This is a genomic window from Dysgonomonas termitidis, from assembly GCF_054657735.1.
Map to the genome: position 1 here is coordinate 1,396,503 of NZ_BAAHYD010000002.1, position 15,421 is coordinate 1,411,923.

Consider the following 15,421-nt stretch of genomic DNA (forward strand, 5'->3'; position numbering starts at 1 on the left):
TTTTGGTAAAAGATTCCATACCTCGTACCGATGTCGCAGGGGATAGCGTCGCTTCAAACGATTCAGCCCGTCAGGATTTCTTTGGACTCCGGTCAGTTCAGGGAGAAGTATTCGATGTGGCAGACGGCAGTACCGATTATAGTCTGTATACAGAAAAAAACGTAAGGAAAGAAAGAACCGGGCATGATGGTGTGCATATACCATTCCATATAGAACAGGCAGACGGAGTATTCGGGCTGTTATTGATCTGTTTTATTTTCTTTGCGCATATATACAATGGAGGAATTGCTTTTCTCAAGGAAAATATATCATTGCTATTCTCCTCCGAAAAAGGGCAAAAGATATATCGCCAGACAACGGTAAGGGAATATTTATATAGTTACTTTCTTATTTTCCAGACAATAGTTCTTATTTCTATTTGTACCTACAATATTTTTATTGAGTTCGATTCACGGTCGGAGGCTGTTCAACGGCCATTCATTTCCATTTTATCATATATAGTACTCATCGGTCTATTTTTAGGAATAAAGGATGTCATGTACCTTATACTGGGATACATCTTCGATGAACAGAAACGGATGGGAGTGTGGAGACGTACCTATATTATCGGCATAGAAATTCTGGGTATGCTTTATTTTATACCTACATTACTGCTTATCTACTCGAACTATTATCATTTGCAGATTATTATTTTCATGTTGATTTTATTTCTAATCGTTCAATTAATACTTTTTTACCAAATAATAATCTTTTTTATTAGGGAAAAATTTAACTTTTTGTATCTGATTGCGTACCTTTGCACCTTTGAAATATTACCATATATATTTCTAATGATCGGCTTGGTTTATTTATATAGAATTGACGTATTTAACACACTATGGCTTTAAAAGTAAAGAAAGTCTTGATCTCGCAGCCTGCACCTGTAACCGAGAAATCTCCATACTATGATATTGCTGAAAAATATCATATACAGTTGGACTTTCGACCGTTCATACGAGTAGAGGGATTAGACGCTAAAGAATTCAGACAACAACGGATAAATATACAGGATTACACGGCTGTTGTATTCACTGCAAAAACCGCTATTGACCATTTCTTTGCCTTGTGCGAAGAGTTTAGGATTGTAATGCCTGAGACGATGAAGTATTTTTGTATTTCGGAAGCGGTCGCTTTGTATCTGCAAAAATATATTGTTTATAGAAAACGTAAAATATTTTTCAGTGCCACAGGTAAAATGGATGGCTTGTCAACAGCCTTGACCAAGCATAATAAAGAGAAATTTATCGTACCTGTGTCTGATGTACATACCGAGGACCTGACAGCAGTTCTGGATGAAAAAAAGGTAGGATATACCAAAGCTGTCATGTACAGGACAGTAAGTAATGATATTACCGAACAGGAAATCCTGTCATATGATATGCTCGTGTTTTTTAGTCCGTCGGGAATCGTATCCCTGTTCAAAAATGCACCTCATTTCAAACAGGAGGAAATAGCCATAGGCTGTTTTGGAGCATCTACGGCAAAAGCTGTCCGTGATGCAGGCCTGAGGCTAGACTGTGAAGCTCCGCTTCCGGGTGTGCCGTCGATGACTGCTGCCTTGGAGAGCTTCATAAAAGAGAATCATAAAGCAAAATAAGTTATTGAAATATAAAAAAGAAAAGCTTAACCGGACAGTTAAGCTTTTTTTGTACGAAGTATGGTGATTAAAGATAAAGATCTGGGCGATATAAAGCTTGTGAAAAATGCACAGGCCCGGAGGATTATTGTCCGTCGCAAAGATGATTACCTGCAATTGACATACCCTCCGGGCGTGAGCATATCCTACATAGAGAAAACAATAGAGGAAATGAAACCGCGCCTGTTCAAGCTTTTGGAAAATAAAAAAAAGCAATATCTGTTCACTCCGCAGACAGAATTCAAAACATTTAGTTTCGCTCTGAAGATATTTGAGAGTGCCCCGACAAGCAATTACTATCTGAAATTGAGGGACGGGATTCTGTCCATCTCTTGTCCGCCGGATACGGAATACGATACTCCTGCAGTGCAAACCACAATAAGAGGCTTAATAGAAAAAGCATTACGCTATGAGGCTAAACGTCTTTTCCCTCAAAAGGTAGAAGCATTAGCGCATCGGCATGGTTTTACATTCTCGAATGTGAAAATCAATCAGAGTCGTACCCGTTGGGGAAGCTGTTCTTCGAAGAAAGATATAAACCTGTCTTATCATTGTATGTTGCTGCCGGAATACCTCGTTGATTTTGTTATCCTCCACGAGCTTTGCCATACCAAAGAAATGAATCACGGAGAGCGTTTCTGGCTATTATTGGATAAGGTATCCGGTGGGAAAGCAAAAGAACTGACGAAAGAACTGAAAACATTCAAAACAGGCTGGTAAATAATGTTTAGTTGCGAGGAAACAAATAAACGAGATACAAGTAACCGAATTATGAGTTGCTTACGCCATTGTTAATTCAATAACAATCTATTCTGACAACGATTCCTTTCCAAAGCTAAGCGGCAACAGGTCTTTAGCCGATTCTACTTCATAAATTTTATCCTTCCCGTACATAATTACCCTGATGGATTTTTCAAACCGGTTCTCCACTTCTACCATAACCTGCCTGCAGCCACCGCAAGGGCAGCAGGGTAAATCGGTGAAATCTCCATCATGAAATGCTGCTATGGCAATAGCTTCTACAGGCGTATCCGGTTTTTGGGAATTTGAGGCAAATATTGCCACCCGTTCGGCACACAGACCTGATGGATATGCGGCGTTTTCCTGATTGTTCCCTGTTATGATTTCACCGTCGGATAAGAGGATTGCAGCACCGACATGAAAGCCCGAATAAGGAGCATATGCCTTTTTTGTAGCTAATTTAGCTTCATTTATAAGCTTTTTTATATTTTCCGTACTTTCATCAAAGCTATAAACGAGTATCTTTGTAGTTAAACTTAAACTTTCCATCGTGAATGTTGTTAATTAGTAGAAGTAAGCATTTAACGATCCGTTTACAGAGTGTAACTTTCTATCGTTGTTTTACTTACAAATGTAATAAAAAGGTCTGAGACCTTAATTAAACATCATAAATATATGAAAAAAGCTTATTGTCTGAAGACTTTATCCCAATTTATTATATTATCTCTGCTTATCTTATTCCCTTCTGTTTCTGCTTTTTCCCAGGCTAAACGATATAAAATTTACGACGACTATATTGATACCTACAAAGGTATTGCGATAGATCATATGAAAAAATATAAAATCCCGGCAAGTATTACGCTTGCTCAGGGCTTACTGGAATCGGGTGCGGGTAAAAGTTCTTTGACTCAGAGTTCGAATAACCATTTTGGTATAAAATGCCACAATGATTGGACAGGCGGTCGGGTATACAAGGCAGATGATACACCGAATGATTGTTTCAGGAAGTATAAAAAAGCGGAAGAATCGTATGAAGACCATTCCCGTTTTTTAGCAGAGAAGCCGCGCTATAAATCGCTTTTTTCTCTGAAGATAACTGATTACCGGGGTTGGGCTAAAGGGTTGCAACAATGCGGATATGCCACGGACAAAGCATATGCAAACAAGTTGATAAAGATTATCGAAGACTATGAACTTTACCAGCATGACAAAAAAGGCGGAGGAAAAGAAAAAGACAAGGACAAGGAAGAGCAAATAGTAATAAGAGAATATAAGCATACTCCATACAAAACTCACAATCTGATCTATGTGAGGGCTGAAGATGGAGATACATACGAAGCCATAGCCGCCGAATTTGGATTTAAGTCCAAAGATCTGTACAAATATAATGAAGTGCCGGAAGGTTTTCCTCTTAAACAGGGAGATTTAGTCTATTTTGAGAAGAAAAAATCGAAAGCAGATAAACCTTATTACGACCATGTGGTACAGGTTGGGGAGTCGATGCACAGTATCTCGCAATTATATGGCATAAAAGTCAAGAATCTTTACAAAATGAACAAAAAGGATTTCGAATACGTTCCTGAAGAAGGAGATGTCTTAAAGTTAAGATGAGAATTAAAACACAAAACTTGAATTTTTATTGAGAATGAAACAATTATTTTTTACAGCTGCCTTTCTTATATTGGCAATGAGCGTTTATGCGCAGGATGACAAGAATAAACTCGAAGATGGGAAATGGTATCTGAAAGGAGTAACAGGACTTAATGCTTCACAAACCGCAGTAAGCAATTGGTCGGCCGGAGGTGAAAATGCGATGGCGGGGACAGCCTACCTGAATGGGTCTCTTGTCCGCAAAAGCGGAAACTGGCTTTTTTCAAATGCGCTCGCTTTGGAATATGGACTGACAAATACCAAATCGCTGGGCACACAGAAAACAAGCGATAAAATAGATTTTACCACTCAGTTGGGGTATTCTACCAATAATAAATGGTATTATACTATAATGGGCGATTTTAAGTCCCAGTTTTATAAAGGATATAATTATCCGGACAAGACGAACTATATATCGAAGTTTTTCGCTCCCGCTTATTCCAATATATCAATAGGTTTCGAATATAGGCCCAACACAAGCTATTCACTCTATTTATCACCGCTTGCGGGAAAACTGACGTTTGTAGAAGATGATTATCTTTCCAGTATAGGAGCATTCGGGGTAGATCCCGGAGATAAATTCAAAGCAGAATTAGGTGCTTACTTCAAAGCCCGTGCAGAGAAGACATTGATGGAAAATGTAAAAGCTATATCGACACTGGATTTCTTTACTGCGTATGACAAGTCTTTTGGTAATGTGGATGTGAATTGGGATTTATTGATTAGCATGAAAATAAATAAAGTATTGTCGGCAAGTGTGAATACGACATTGAAGTACGACGATGATGTAAAAATCATAAATGAAGACGGTACTACCGGCGGCCCGAAAGTTCAGTTCAAAGAAATGATCGGGGTAGGGGTTGCCTATAATTTCTGATATATAAGCAAAGTTCACTATATAAGCGGGATCAGCATTTTGTCGATCCCGCTTTTTTGAATGGAATCCGGTTTTAATAAATAATAAAAGGCCGGAACTTTGTTTGTCGGTTTCTGATTTTATGCTAATTTTATACAATAAACAAATTTAACCCGGCGAATATGAATAAATTCCTTTTAATCTCGTTATGTGCAATTATCCCGGTCCTGTCTTACGCTCAGGAGGATGCAAAATATTTGGCAGGTGCGGTACCTGAGGTTGACGGTAAAGTCATTTTTTCCAAATCCATACCGGTAAAGAATCCTATATCTGATGACGATTTATTCAATATCATGGATAAATGGGCGAATGACAATTATGGTTCTAATCTTAATGAAAATTTAGATAATAGGGTTCTGTTATCTAATAAAGAAGAGAAAGATATAGCATGTCTGGGTGAGAAATTCCTTGTGTTCAAGAAAAGCGCGTTTGTATTGGATCAGGCTAAAATGGTCTATCAGCTGATCCTGAATATAAACGGAGGTAAATGTAATGCCACTGCGCGTTATATCAAGTATGAATATTCGGATAGTAAAACGCCTCTATCTGCCGAAGAAATGATAACGGATAACATTGCGCTGAATAAGAAGGGAGATAAGCTCAACAGGTATTATGATAAATTTCGCAGACAAACGGTTGACAGCATCAATAGTATATTCAATTCTATCGACAAATATTTGAATGGTACCGTTACAACAGGGGTTGTTTCTTCAGCAGTTCCTGCATCGGTAGGTGTTCCGGACAGACAGGAGAATATCTCTCCGGCATTGGCTACAGCGACTAATGCACTTGCTGAAGCTTCCATCCCAGGATTCAAAAAGGTGGATACAGGGAAGATACCTGCGAGCCTGCAAGGCAGCAAAGCTTTAATCCTTTCAGGGACGGTGAGTAGTCCTTCTGTTGTTCCAGCATCGTGGGGAGGCATTACTTCCTTGATGGAAAGACCGGTGGCGTTGAGTAATGTCAATACTGCGCAATATACAACAGGAGCAATAGATAATGCCGGAACTTATACAATATCTTTTTATACCGAGGTATATGGTGATGCATTGAAAGAATTTGAAAATACAAAAGGAAATATTAATGACAAAATAAAGGCTTCCGGGCTTACGCCGGTTATTGCACCTTCAGGCGCACCTGTATTCACAGAAGCATGGATGATTATCGAATGCAAAAAAGCAGGAGTAATGCCGTCTTCCGATCCAAAAGCCGCATCGGATAAAACATATTTGGGTGAAATATTGAACGTTTGGATAAAATAAACACAGAATAAAAGCTTATGAGAAAAATAGCTTTAATCACCGGAGCTACTTCCGGACTAGGTAGAGCAATAGCTTTGAGGTTGGCAAAGGAAGGCTATGATGTAATCATAACCGGACGCCGCAAAGATAGGCTGGAGGAACTGGAACGGGAGATTGAAATAAAATACGAGTCGAAGGTATATTCGCTTTGCTTCGATGTGCGGGTATACAAAGAAGTGGAGAAAGCGATTACTGATCTGCCCGAAGAATGGAAGGCAATCGATATCCTTGTTAATAATGCCGGGCTTGCCGTAGGATTAGACCCTATCCAGCAGGGAGTAATTGATGATTGGGAGCGGATGATAGATACCAACATCAAGGGGCTGTTATATGTGACCCGTGTAGTGTCCCCGGGTATGGTGGCGCGAAAATCGGGGCATATCGTTAATCTTGGTTCCATTGCAGGAAAAGGTGTTTATCCTAACGGAGCGGTATATTGTGCTACCAAGCATGCTGTAGATGCATTGAGCCAGGGTATGCGTATGGATATGCTGCCATATAATATACGGGTTACTCAGGTTTGTCCGGGTGCAGTGAATACAGAATTCTCGCTTGTCCGCTTCAAAGGAAACCAGGATAGAGCCGATTTGGTATATGACGGGTATGATGCCCTGACAGCCGAAAATATTGCCGATGCTGTTTTTTATGCAGTATCCCAGCCACCCCATGTAGATATACAGGATATACTGGTGATGCCGACAGCACAGGCCAATGGCAGCATGTTCCATAAAAATAATTAGACAATGTGCTAATGTGCCAATTAGCCCCCCAAAAATAATTTTAAAAAATAAGAACTTTTTGTCGCTTCGCGCCTTGGCACACCGGCATATTTTCTCATTATCACATTATTTATGCGGATAGATATCATAAGTGTTTTGCCTCAGATGTTCATGGGGCTTGTTGACTGCTCTATACTGAAACGGGCACAGGATAAGAGTCTTGTAAAAATAGTCGTTCATAATCTTCGGGATTATGCTACCAATAAACACCGGAATGTGGATGATTATCCCTTTGGTGGCGAAGCAGGTATGGTAATGCAGATAGAGCCGATTGATAATGCGATAACTGCATTGAAACAACAACGTAATTATGATGAAATAATATATACATCTCCGGATGGCGAAGTTTTCAATCAGAAGATCGCAAATCAGATGTCGGCATATGAAAATATCATCATTCTATGCGGGCACTATAAAGGTATAGATTATCGTGTTCGTGAGCATCTGATAACCCGTGAAATATCGATAGGGGATTATGTGCTTACCGGGGGAGAACTTGCTGCTGCTGTAATGGCAGATGCCATAGTGCGGCTTATCCCGGGGGCAATAGGAGATGAACAGTCGGCTTTGTCGGATTCTTTCCAGGACAATCTGCTGGCTCCGCCTGTCTATACCCGTCCGGCAGAATATAAAGGCTGGAAAGTCCCTGATATATTATTGTCAGGTCATCAGGCCAAGATAGATGAGTGGAAGTTGCATCAGGCAATAGAGCGCACCGAAAGGTTGCGTCCCGACTTATTAAAAAGTGAAGAATAAATCTTCAAAAGTTGATGTTTAGAATTCGACCTTTACAGTAACCCTTTCTTTGCTTCCTGTAGTCCAGCGCGGACCTGACTGGATCAGTCGTATAGCTTCATTATCGGACGTGCCGCACAAACTGTACTTTATATCAAACAAGAATGGCCGCCCCAGGGAATTAACGGAGAATTCCACAGCGACTTTTCCTTTACGGTCCTTGCAAATGTCATCGGTCGGTCGGCGAAGCGATTTTTTCAGATATTCGTTATATTTTTCGTAGCCGCCTATAGGTTCAGGTTTGCCGCTATTTGTTTCTTCCGGACCGGATGTTTTGCTCTCGAAATCATCGGGTACATATATTTCTATAGGTACTTCGCTCATGCGTTTGGCATCTTCCGACAAGATTTCCTGCTCGGCTTTACTCATCGAAGCACTTTCTTCACTTTCTATTTTGAAACGGGAGATATCCGGCTTATAAGCCTTTGCCAGTTCAGAATTCTTTTGTGCGATCACTACTATATTTTCAGCATAATATGCTTCAGGTACATAGATCTCGATGATAGAATTTTCATTTGCCTGTTGGGCATATAGTCCCGATTTATGATAGTCGGTCAGAAAATATCCGCCGATGCCGATTATGATAATAATAGCGGCGGCAGCCGATTGCCACATATGCCTGCCGTTTGCCCTGTTTTCTGTTTTCGATCCGGCCTTTAGCCGGTTTTGTATATTATTGATACGTTCGATATGGTTGTCGTCGATGCTGTCGAATCCGTCTATAGCCTCGTACAAAAACGGATCTTTCATCGAATCTTTTTCTATCCGATGGGCATCTTTACCTTTTCTTTGTCCTTTTATGTAATCTAAGAATTTCATTCTTTCAGATTTTTTTCGATACAAATTTTTAAATTCCGTTTACCGTTTTGTATATAACTTTTTACACTTTTGAGATGAAAGCCTGTTTCATCCACGATGTCCGCATACGATTTGTCTTCGTAAAAAAACTTTTCTACTGCTATCCGTTGAGGTTCCGGCAGTTTTTCCAGGCACTCATTCAGAGCGCTTTCCTTTTCTTCATCCCTGCTGTCATCAAATAGAGTAAAAGAACTGTCCGATTCCATAAGCCGGGAATCGAAATTAACAATAATTTCCTTCTTGTTTTCTTTCAATATATGGAAGCAATGATTCTTTACTACACTATAAAGCCAGTTTTTGAATACCTTGATTTCGTAATCCTGAATCTTTTGCGACAGGTTTTCGTATATATCTATTACCGCATCCTGAGATTGCTCGGGACTTTGCAGATATTTGAGGCAAAGACCGTAAATGAGGGGAATATAACGTTCGTAAAGCTGTTGGAAATATTCAGCTTTACGCGTTTCTTTAAATTTTGACAAGAGGGTCTCGTCGCTATCCGATTGTTTTTTCTTATGTAGGCCAAAGAATTGCAAGGGAAATCATTTTTACACAAATCTACAAGAATTTAATTAAAAATCAAACAGTTTGAAAACTTAACCTGAGTGTCATAATCCTGCATTTTTGTTAAAATTTACGATGTAAAATTGTATAGATGGTTCATTTTATGTACTTTTGTCATTGAAATAATAACGAGTTTAATTTTTTAACGAGCACCCATTATGAAAGAAAAAATTGGATCAAACGCAGGTATTATTTGGACTTACCTAGATGCAGAAGGAAGTAAACCTCTCAAAGACATCAAGAAAGCATGCAAATTGACAGAAAAAGATATGTATGCGGCTTTAGGCTGGCTGGCAAGAGAAGGCAAGATTGCTTTCAATGAGCTAAAGGACGACTTGCAGGTCGTTTTGTTGTAAAAAGCAAGAACAAAAATTTCAGATAAAAGGCCCGCTTATCTCTCGTATAAGCGGGCCTTTTTTTTATTTGTATAGATTTGGTTTCTTTTTAGTAAATTTAGAAGAGTAATAATTTTGTTAATTCGTTGGTATTTTTTATTTTTGTCTAGCATTTTGGCTGCTTTATGACTGAAAATGATGAAAAACTTCTGGCTGAATTCGAAATTAGAATGCGGCAATTAATGTATCTCTGCGATAGGCTAAAGGAAGAGAATGCCTTGTTGAAGCAGGAACTGGCACAGAGAAGTGTGACAATTGAAGGTTTGACATCGGAAGCAGAAGAGCTGAAAAGAAAATATGACAATCTGAAATTTGTAAAATCTTTCTCATCGGAGAACAAAGATACATTGCAGGCAAAGAAACGATTGTCAAAATTAGTGCGAGATGTAGATAAGTGTATCGCCATGCTGAAAAATTAACAGATAAAGACGAAGTTATGGACGAGCATTTAATAATTAATCTACGCGTAGCGGATATGAGATATCCTCTCCGGATAAAACGGCAGGAGGAAGAAATATTCAGGAAAGCTGCGGAGGAAATAGATTATAAAATAGGACAATATAAAAATTATTTTACAGGAGATTCATCCCATTCATTGCAGAATAGCGATTATATGGCAATGACGGCTATACAGGCTGTAGCAGAGAAAGTTGAACATCAATTGCGGGCATGTGGATTTGAATCCAGGATGAAAGAACTGACACAGGAATTGGAAGATTATCTGAAAGGTAACGTAAAATAAAATTATAGTACTGAGAAAAATCTAGAGCACTAATTTTAAGTATGAGAGTAATATTCATACTTAAGTTAGTGTTTTTTAGTTTATATAGATATGGTTTTTTAATAATGAAAATGAAATTATGGATATATTATTTTATGTAATAGCTTTCCTTGCCGGAGCAGTCGTGGCGTGGGTAGCTTTGAATTCTATCGGGAATTCGAAGTTCAAACGTCAGGTCAAAGAGGCGGAACTGGAAGCTGAAGTAATCAAGAAAAATAAATTGCTGGAAGTAAAAGAGCAGGCATTACAGATGAAATCTGAGTTTGAAAAACAAGCTAATGCCCGGAACTCTAAAATACAGGCGGCAGAGAGTAAGATCAAGCAACGCGAGTTGAGCCTGAATCAAAAACAGGAAGAACTCCAACGTAAAAAAAGTGAAGCCGATACGGTTAAAGCTAATCTGGAAAGTCAACTGGAGATAGTAGAAAAGAAAAAACTGGATCTGGATAAACTTCATAAACAGGAAGTAGAAAGGCTCGAAGCCCTTTCAGGGTTGTCGGCCGAAGAAGTGAAGGACAAACTCGTAGAGGCTTTGAAAGATGAGGCGCAAACGCATGCCCAGTCATATATCAATGAGATAATGGAAGAGGCTAAGATGACAGCCAATAAGGAAGCAAAGAAGATCGTAATACAATCTATACAGCGCGTTGCTACGGAAACAGCTATAGAAAATGCAATTACGGTTTTCCATATAGAGTCTGACGAAATCAAGGGACGTATAATTGGCCGTGAAGGACGTAATATACGTGCATTGGAAGCCGCGACAGGTATTGAAATCGTAGTAGACGATACACCGGAAGCGATAGTGCTTTCAGGTTTTGATCCTGTAAGGCGCGAAATAGCCCGTCTGGCATTACACCAGTTGGTAGCGGACGGCCGTATCCATCCTGCCCGTATCGAGGAAGTGGTAGCTAAAGTGAAGAAGCAGATAGAAGAAGAAATTATAGAAACAGGTAAACGTACTACTATCGACCTGGGCATTCATGGTTTGCATCCTGAGTTGATACGCTTGGTAGGTAAAATGAAATACCGTTCGTCATACGGACAGAACTTGTTGCAGCATGCCCGCGAAACAGCCAACCTGTGTGCGGTTATGGCTGCAGAACTGGGCTTGAATGTGAAGAAAGCGAAGAGGGCAGGGCTATTGCACGATATAGGTAAAGTGCCTGATGACGAGCCGGAATTGCCTCACGCTTTATTGGGGATGAAGCTGGCTGAGAAATATAAGGAAAAACCGGATATTTGCAATGCTATCGGGGCTCACCACGATGAGGTGGAAATGACCAGTCTTCTGGCTCCGATTGTACAGGTTTGTGATGCTATATCGGGAGCGCGCCCGGGAGCACGCCGTGAAATTGTAGAAGCGTATATCAAGCGTCTGAATGACCTCGAGCAACTGGCCCTTTCATATCCGGGCGTATTAAAGACCTATGCGATTCAGGCAGGTCGCGAACTACGTGTGATAGTAGGAGCAGACAAGATAGACGATGTGGAAACAGAAAAACTATCAGCCGATATTGCCAAGAAAATACAGGACGAAATGACTTATCCGGGACAGGTGAAAATTACCGTTATCCGTGAAACCCGTGCTGTGAGCTACGCTAAGTAAGGAAAACGATTTTTTATATAATAAAAAACGGAGGCAAACATTGTCTCCGTTTTTTTGTTTAGAAAAAGTAGTGTGTGTTACTCTGATCTCTCGGAGTTGTTTTGTATAAGTAGCTGTTATCACCGAAAGGTCACAGTCAGGGCAAAATTTTTTTGAGATTCAGGAGAAAAAAAAATAAGTTTATCTATATATTAGCTTTTAGCCGTTAGCTTATAGTTCTTTGAAGTATTGACAGGCCCCCTCAATTGGCTCCGCCGAACGTTGTTTCCCCTCGGGGGACTTACAATGAGGGTAAAAAGTAACAGATAAAAAATAGTGGGAAAAGTGTAACTTTTGTAACTTTTTGGATATAGTTACGAGTTTGCCTCGCCTTCGCTTCGGCGAATGTTATTTCTGCGCCCTTTGGGCAGTTACGAGTTACGAGTAGACAAGATACGAGATACAAAATACAAGTTGTTCACTGTTTACTGTTTACTGATATATCTGTTACTTTTGTTACCTTTTTGGGAATAGTTACAAGTAGACAAGACACGAGATACAAGTTGTTAACTGCTAACTGTTTACTGTTTACTGATATATCTGTTACCTTTGTTACTTTTTATATAGTGTTCTTTGTGTAAATCTTTGTGTCCCTTGTGGTAAAGAGTTTTAACCACCAAGTACACGAAGGAAATCACAAAGGGCACAAAGGCTAAAAAGACTGTTACTTTTGTTACCTTTTACGCCTTAGCGTCTCCGCGTGAAATATTGTTGACTGCTTGCTGTTAACTGTAAAAATAATGAGCAGTATGTAAATAAAATGAAAAAAACGGGCGGAAAAAGAACTAATCAATGTAGTTTTTGAGGATAAAGGTTATTTTAATTACTTTTGCAATCAGGTATAAAGGATTAATAATATATATAGTAGATAAAGCTATGGCATATAAAATAGCGGTTTTTGATGCAAAGCCTTATGATATGATTACTTTCAACAAGGCCAACGAAGCATATGGTTTTGAACTGGTTTACCATAAAGAACATCTCGATAAGAACAATGTTCTTTTGGCCAGTGGAACAGATGCTGTTTGTATCTTTGTTAATGCAAAGGTAGATGAAGAGGTGGTAACAAAACTTCATTCCTACGGTGTAAAACTGATCGCATTGCGTTGTGCCGGATTTAATAATGTGGATATAGCTGCCGCGGCTAAAAAAGGTATAACGGTGGTACGTGTCCCTGATTACTCACCACATGCTATTGCCGAACATACACTGGCTCTGATGCTTTGTCTCAACAGGAAAGTACATCGGGCCTTTTTGCGTACGCGTGACGGTAATTTTTCTTTGATAGGGTTTCAGGGATTTGACATGTATGGCAAGACCATCGGTGTGATAGGCACAGGAAAGATAGGGAAAGTCGCTACAGGCCTCTTTCAGGGATTGGGTATGAACGTAGTGGCCTATGACCTGTATCCGGATACAAAATGGGCTGAGGCTACAGGGGTTAAGTATGCGCCTCTGGATGAGTTGTATGCCAACGCGGATATTATTACATTGCATTGTCCGTTAACAAAAGAAACTGAATATCTGATCTGTGACGAATCCATAGCCAAAATGAAAGAAGGTGTGATGATTATCAATACCGGACGCGGAAAGCTGATTCATACAAGACATCTGATAGAAGGGTTACTTAGCGGCAAAGTAGGTTATGCAGGCCTGGACGTGTATGAAGAAGAGGGTGCCTATTTCTATGAAGACCATTCGGATAGTGTGATGACTGATGATGTGCTGGCGCGGTTACTGTCCTTCAATAATGTGATCGTAACCTCTCATCAGGCTTTCTTTACACAGGAGGCCATGTCTAATATCGCACATACGACTATGAATAATATACTTGACTTCTTCAACGGTAAAGAATTGAAGAATGAGGTTGTTTATAATAAAGCTTAATGTAAATTCTTACAGTTCGGATTGCAGGTATGAAACGGTTCTTTATTCTTTTTGTTTATATATTCACGTTCTTGGGAATCACAATTGCAGCTGAGTCTAAGTTTGTCGTTGTTATCGATGCCGGACATGGAGGCAAGGACGGCGGAGCAGTGAGGGGTATATATAAGGAGAAAGATATAAATCTGGGAGTGGCTAAGACTTTGGGTGAGCTGATAGAAGCAAACTTTAATGATGTTAAAGTTGTTTATACCCGTAAGACGGATGTTTTTGTAGACTTGGATAAGCGGACACAGATAGCTAATAAGGCTAAAGCCAATTTGTTTATATCCATCCATACAAATTCAACGGCGGCAAAGATGACCAGCGCTTCCGGTGCTGATACTTACATATTAGGATTGGCGCGTAGTGCTGAAAACCTGGAGGTAGCAAAGCGGGAAAACTCCGTTATCCTGTTGGAGGATAACTATACATCAAAATATGAAGGCTTCGATCCAAATTCGACGGAGTCGTACATTATATTTGAGTTTATATCGAATAAATATATGGAGCAAAGCCTGCAATTTGCAGATTATGTACAAAAAGATTTCAGAGGTATCGCAAAACGCACCGATAGAGGTGTGCGGCAGGCCGGATTTCTTGTGCTAAGAAAAACCAGTATGCCAAGTGTGCTTATCGAACTCGGGTTTATCAATAATCAGGCAGAAGCCAAATATTTATCTTCCCGATTGGGTCAGAGGGCGATGGCGACCGCTATATACTCGGGGTTTAAAAAATATAAAAGGGAATTTGATAAAAAGCAAGGCCGGTATGTTGCAGCTCCGGATAAAAATGAGGAAATCGATGATATTGCAGTTGACGAAGCTATCATAAAAGACAAAGCAGTCATTCAAGATACTTATGCCGTAGAGAAAGTCGATACTCCGGTTGCGAAAGAACCGGCCAGAGTAAAAAATATGGTAGAAGTACCAAAGAAAAGAGAGCAATCTCCAAAGAAGATCGGGGAAATCCCGAAAAAGGAGCCTGAAACTTCTGCAAAAACAGAGAAAGCTGCTACAAAGAATATTAACAATCAGACAGAGTACAGGGTGCAGTTTTTGGTGTCACCAAAGAAGCTCTCAGATAACTCGAAAGAATTTAAAGGTCTTTCACCGGTTTCATTTTATAGAGACGGCAGCAGCTATAAATATACTTATGGCTCAACGGCAGATTATAATGAGATAATTAGAATACAGCACCAAGTCAGGGCTAAATTTAAAGATGCGTTCGTGGTGAAATTTAAGAACGGAGAACGTGTTAAATAAGTAACGGCAAAGCGGTATATGGATGGTAGATGGTTTTAATAGCGTATTATTCCAATATAACTATTTGTTGTATTTAAACTTAACAAGAGAATAAACAGGTCTGCGACCTTAGAATTACATATATTTAATA

General features: G+C 39.6%; 17 protein-coding genes. 14 read left to right on the plus strand and 3 right to left on the minus strand.

The genetic code is table 11. From position 1 onward, the window contains the following. The first annotated feature begins 2 nt into the window (after window positions 1–2). The 3 genes from ACYQ3L_RS09780 to ACYQ3L_RS09790 are packed head-to-tail and all read left to right on the plus strand — an operon-like array spanning window position 3 to window position 2,395. Entirely contained in the window at window positions 3–887 is an 885-nt protein-coding gene (locus ACYQ3L_RS09780; protein WP_379995774.1) for a DUF4271 domain-containing protein, read from the plus strand. Continuing rightward, window positions 878–1,636, plus strand: coding sequence for a uroporphyrinogen-III synthase (locus tag ACYQ3L_RS09785; RefSeq protein WP_379995772.1), 759 nt, complete (start codon window positions 878–880; stop codon window positions 1,634–1,636). Before ACYQ3L_RS09780 ends, ACYQ3L_RS09785 begins: the two co-directional genes overlap by 10 nt. A gap of 60 nt (window positions 1,637–1,696) precedes the next feature. Then, window positions 1,697–2,395 (plus strand): M48 family metallopeptidase, encoded by a 699-nt coding sequence (locus ACYQ3L_RS09790; protein WP_379995770.1) that lies wholly within the window; start codon window positions 1,697–1,699, stop codon window positions 2,393–2,395. 87 nt (window positions 2,396–2,482) lie between these two features. Here the strand turns inward: ACYQ3L_RS09790 and cdd are convergent, their stop codons facing one another. Next, window positions 2,483–2,965, minus strand: coding sequence for a cytidine deaminase (gene cdd / locus ACYQ3L_RS09795; protein ID WP_379995768.1), 483 nt, complete (start codon window positions 2,963–2,965; stop codon window positions 2,483–2,485). Between the two features lie 126 nt (window positions 2,966–3,091). Here cdd and ACYQ3L_RS09800 point away from each other — a divergent pair, with 126 nt between their 5' ends. From ACYQ3L_RS09800 to trmD, 5 genes are all read left to right on the plus strand, one after another. Then, a complete protein-coding gene (locus tag ACYQ3L_RS09800; protein ID WP_379995766.1) occupies window positions 3,092–4,027 on the plus strand; it encodes a glucosaminidase domain-containing protein in 936 nt (311 codons plus the stop codon). Window positions 4,028–4,061: 34 nt separating this feature from the next. Then, the gene (locus tag ACYQ3L_RS09805; protein WP_379995764.1) at window positions 4,062–4,943 is read left to right on the plus strand and encodes a DUF3078 domain-containing protein; all 882 of its coding nucleotides are present in this window, start codon (window positions 4,062–4,064) and stop codon (window positions 4,941–4,943) included. Window positions 4,944–5,104: 161 nt separating this feature from the next. Next, complete coding sequence (locus tag ACYQ3L_RS09810; protein WP_379995761.1) at window positions 5,105–6,244, plus strand: DUF4468 domain-containing protein; 1,140 nt, start codon at window positions 5,105–5,107, stop codon at window positions 6,242–6,244. A 17-nt stretch (window positions 6,245–6,261) separates the two neighbouring features. After that, window positions 6,262–7,023, plus strand: coding sequence for an SDR family NAD(P)-dependent oxidoreductase (locus ACYQ3L_RS09815; protein ID WP_379995759.1), 762 nt, complete (start codon window positions 6,262–6,264; stop codon window positions 7,021–7,023). 111 nt (window positions 7,024–7,134) lie between these two features. Beyond that, complete coding sequence (gene trmD, locus ACYQ3L_RS09820; protein WP_379995757.1) at window positions 7,135–7,818, plus strand: tRNA (guanosine(37)-N1)-methyltransferase TrmD; 684 nt, start codon at window positions 7,135–7,137, stop codon at window positions 7,816–7,818. An 18-nt stretch (window positions 7,819–7,836) separates the two neighbouring features. Here the strand turns inward: trmD and ACYQ3L_RS09825 are convergent, their stop codons facing one another. Together ACYQ3L_RS09825 and ACYQ3L_RS09830 are read right to left on the minus strand one after the other, a co-directional pair. Continuing rightward, window positions 7,837–8,676, minus strand: coding sequence for a hypothetical protein (locus tag ACYQ3L_RS09825; protein ID WP_379995755.1), 840 nt, complete (start codon window positions 8,674–8,676; stop codon window positions 7,837–7,839). Then, complete coding sequence (locus tag ACYQ3L_RS09830) at window positions 8,673–9,251, minus strand: RNA polymerase sigma factor (RefSeq protein ID WP_379995753.1); 579 nt, start codon at window positions 9,249–9,251, stop codon at window positions 8,673–8,675. Before ACYQ3L_RS09830 ends, ACYQ3L_RS09825 begins: the two co-directional genes overlap by 4 nt. A gap of 186 nt (window positions 9,252–9,437) precedes the next feature. Here ACYQ3L_RS09830 and ACYQ3L_RS09835 point away from each other — a divergent pair, with 186 nt between their 5' ends. The 6 genes from ACYQ3L_RS09835 to ACYQ3L_RS09860 all read left to right on the plus strand — a co-directional run bounded on the left by ACYQ3L_RS09835 (window position 9,438) and on the right by ACYQ3L_RS09860 (window position 15,291). Next, window positions 9,438–9,635, plus strand: a complete 198-nt coding sequence (locus tag ACYQ3L_RS09835; protein ID WP_006798623.1) for a winged helix-turn-helix domain-containing protein — start codon at window positions 9,438–9,440, stop codon at window positions 9,633–9,635. A gap of 164 nt (window positions 9,636–9,799) precedes the next feature. Continuing rightward, complete coding sequence (locus ACYQ3L_RS09840) at window positions 9,800–10,093, plus strand: hypothetical protein (RefSeq protein WP_379995751.1); 294 nt, start codon at window positions 9,800–9,802, stop codon at window positions 10,091–10,093. A gap of 17 nt (window positions 10,094–10,110) precedes the next feature. Beyond that, window positions 10,111–10,416: a cell division protein ZapA gene (locus ACYQ3L_RS09845; protein WP_379995749.1), complete on the plus strand. Its 306-nt coding sequence runs from the start codon at window positions 10,111–10,113 to the stop codon at window positions 10,414–10,416. A 118-nt stretch (window positions 10,417–10,534) separates the two neighbouring features. Next, on the plus strand, window positions 10,535–12,064 hold the full coding sequence (gene rny, locus ACYQ3L_RS09850; protein ID WP_379995747.1) for a ribonuclease Y: 1,530 nt from the start codon (window positions 10,535–10,537) through the stop codon (window positions 12,062–12,064). A 915-nt stretch (window positions 12,065–12,979) separates the two neighbouring features. Further along, entirely contained in the window at window positions 12,980–13,990 is a 1,011-nt protein-coding gene (locus tag ACYQ3L_RS09855; RefSeq protein ID WP_379995745.1) for a 2-hydroxyacid dehydrogenase, read from the plus strand. A 29-nt stretch (window positions 13,991–14,019) separates the two neighbouring features. Then, complete coding sequence (locus ACYQ3L_RS09860; protein WP_379995743.1) at window positions 14,020–15,291, plus strand: N-acetylmuramoyl-L-alanine amidase family protein; 1,272 nt, start codon at window positions 14,020–14,022, stop codon at window positions 15,289–15,291. Window positions 15,292–15,421 lie beyond the last annotated feature (130 nt).

What these genes read in the sequence shown, in the direction of transcription:
- ACYQ3L_RS09785 (WP_379995772.1), top strand. Translation starts at nt 878, where the DNA reads ATGGCTTTAAAAGTAAAGAAAGTCTTGATCTCGCAGCCTGCACCTGTA.
- ACYQ3L_RS09790 (WP_379995770.1), top strand. Translation starts at nt 1,697, where the DNA reads ATGGTGATTAAAGATAAAGATCTGGGCGATATAAAGCTTGTGAAAAAT.
- cdd (WP_379995768.1), bottom strand. Translation starts at nt 2,965, where the DNA reads ATGGAAAGTTTAAGTTTAACTACAAAGATACTCGTTTATAGCTTTGAT.
- ACYQ3L_RS09800 (WP_379995766.1), top strand. Translation starts at nt 3,092, where the DNA reads ATGAAAAAAGCTTATTGTCTGAAGACTTTATCCCAATTTATTATATTA.
- ACYQ3L_RS09805 (WP_379995764.1), top strand. Translation starts at nt 4,062, where the DNA reads ATGAAACAATTATTTTTTACAGCTGCCTTTCTTATATTGGCAATGAGC.
- ACYQ3L_RS09810 (WP_379995761.1), top strand. Translation starts at nt 5,105, where the DNA reads ATGAATAAATTCCTTTTAATCTCGTTATGTGCAATTATCCCGGTCCTG.
- ACYQ3L_RS09815 (WP_379995759.1), top strand. Translation starts at nt 6,262, where the DNA reads ATGAGAAAAATAGCTTTAATCACCGGAGCTACTTCCGGACTAGGTAGA.
- trmD (WP_379995757.1), top strand. Translation starts at nt 7,135, where the DNA reads ATGCGGATAGATATCATAAGTGTTTTGCCTCAGATGTTCATGGGGCTT.
- ACYQ3L_RS09825 (WP_379995755.1), bottom strand. Translation starts at nt 8,676, where the DNA reads ATGAAATTCTTAGATTACATAAAAGGACAAAGAAAAGGTAAAGATGCC.
- ACYQ3L_RS09835 (WP_006798623.1), top strand. Translation starts at nt 9,438, where the DNA reads ATGAAAGAAAAAATTGGATCAAACGCAGGTATTATTTGGACTTACCTA.
- ACYQ3L_RS09840 (WP_379995751.1), top strand. Translation starts at nt 9,800, where the DNA reads ATGACTGAAAATGATGAAAAACTTCTGGCTGAATTCGAAATTAGAATG.
- ACYQ3L_RS09845 (WP_379995749.1), top strand. Translation starts at nt 10,111, where the DNA reads ATGGACGAGCATTTAATAATTAATCTACGCGTAGCGGATATGAGATAT.
- rny (WP_379995747.1), top strand. Translation starts at nt 10,535, where the DNA reads ATGGATATATTATTTTATGTAATAGCTTTCCTTGCCGGAGCAGTCGTG.
- ACYQ3L_RS09855 (WP_379995745.1), top strand. Translation starts at nt 12,980, where the DNA reads ATGGCATATAAAATAGCGGTTTTTGATGCAAAGCCTTATGATATGATT.
- ACYQ3L_RS09860 (WP_379995743.1), top strand. Translation starts at nt 14,020, where the DNA reads ATGAAACGGTTCTTTATTCTTTTTGTTTATATATTCACGTTCTTGGGA.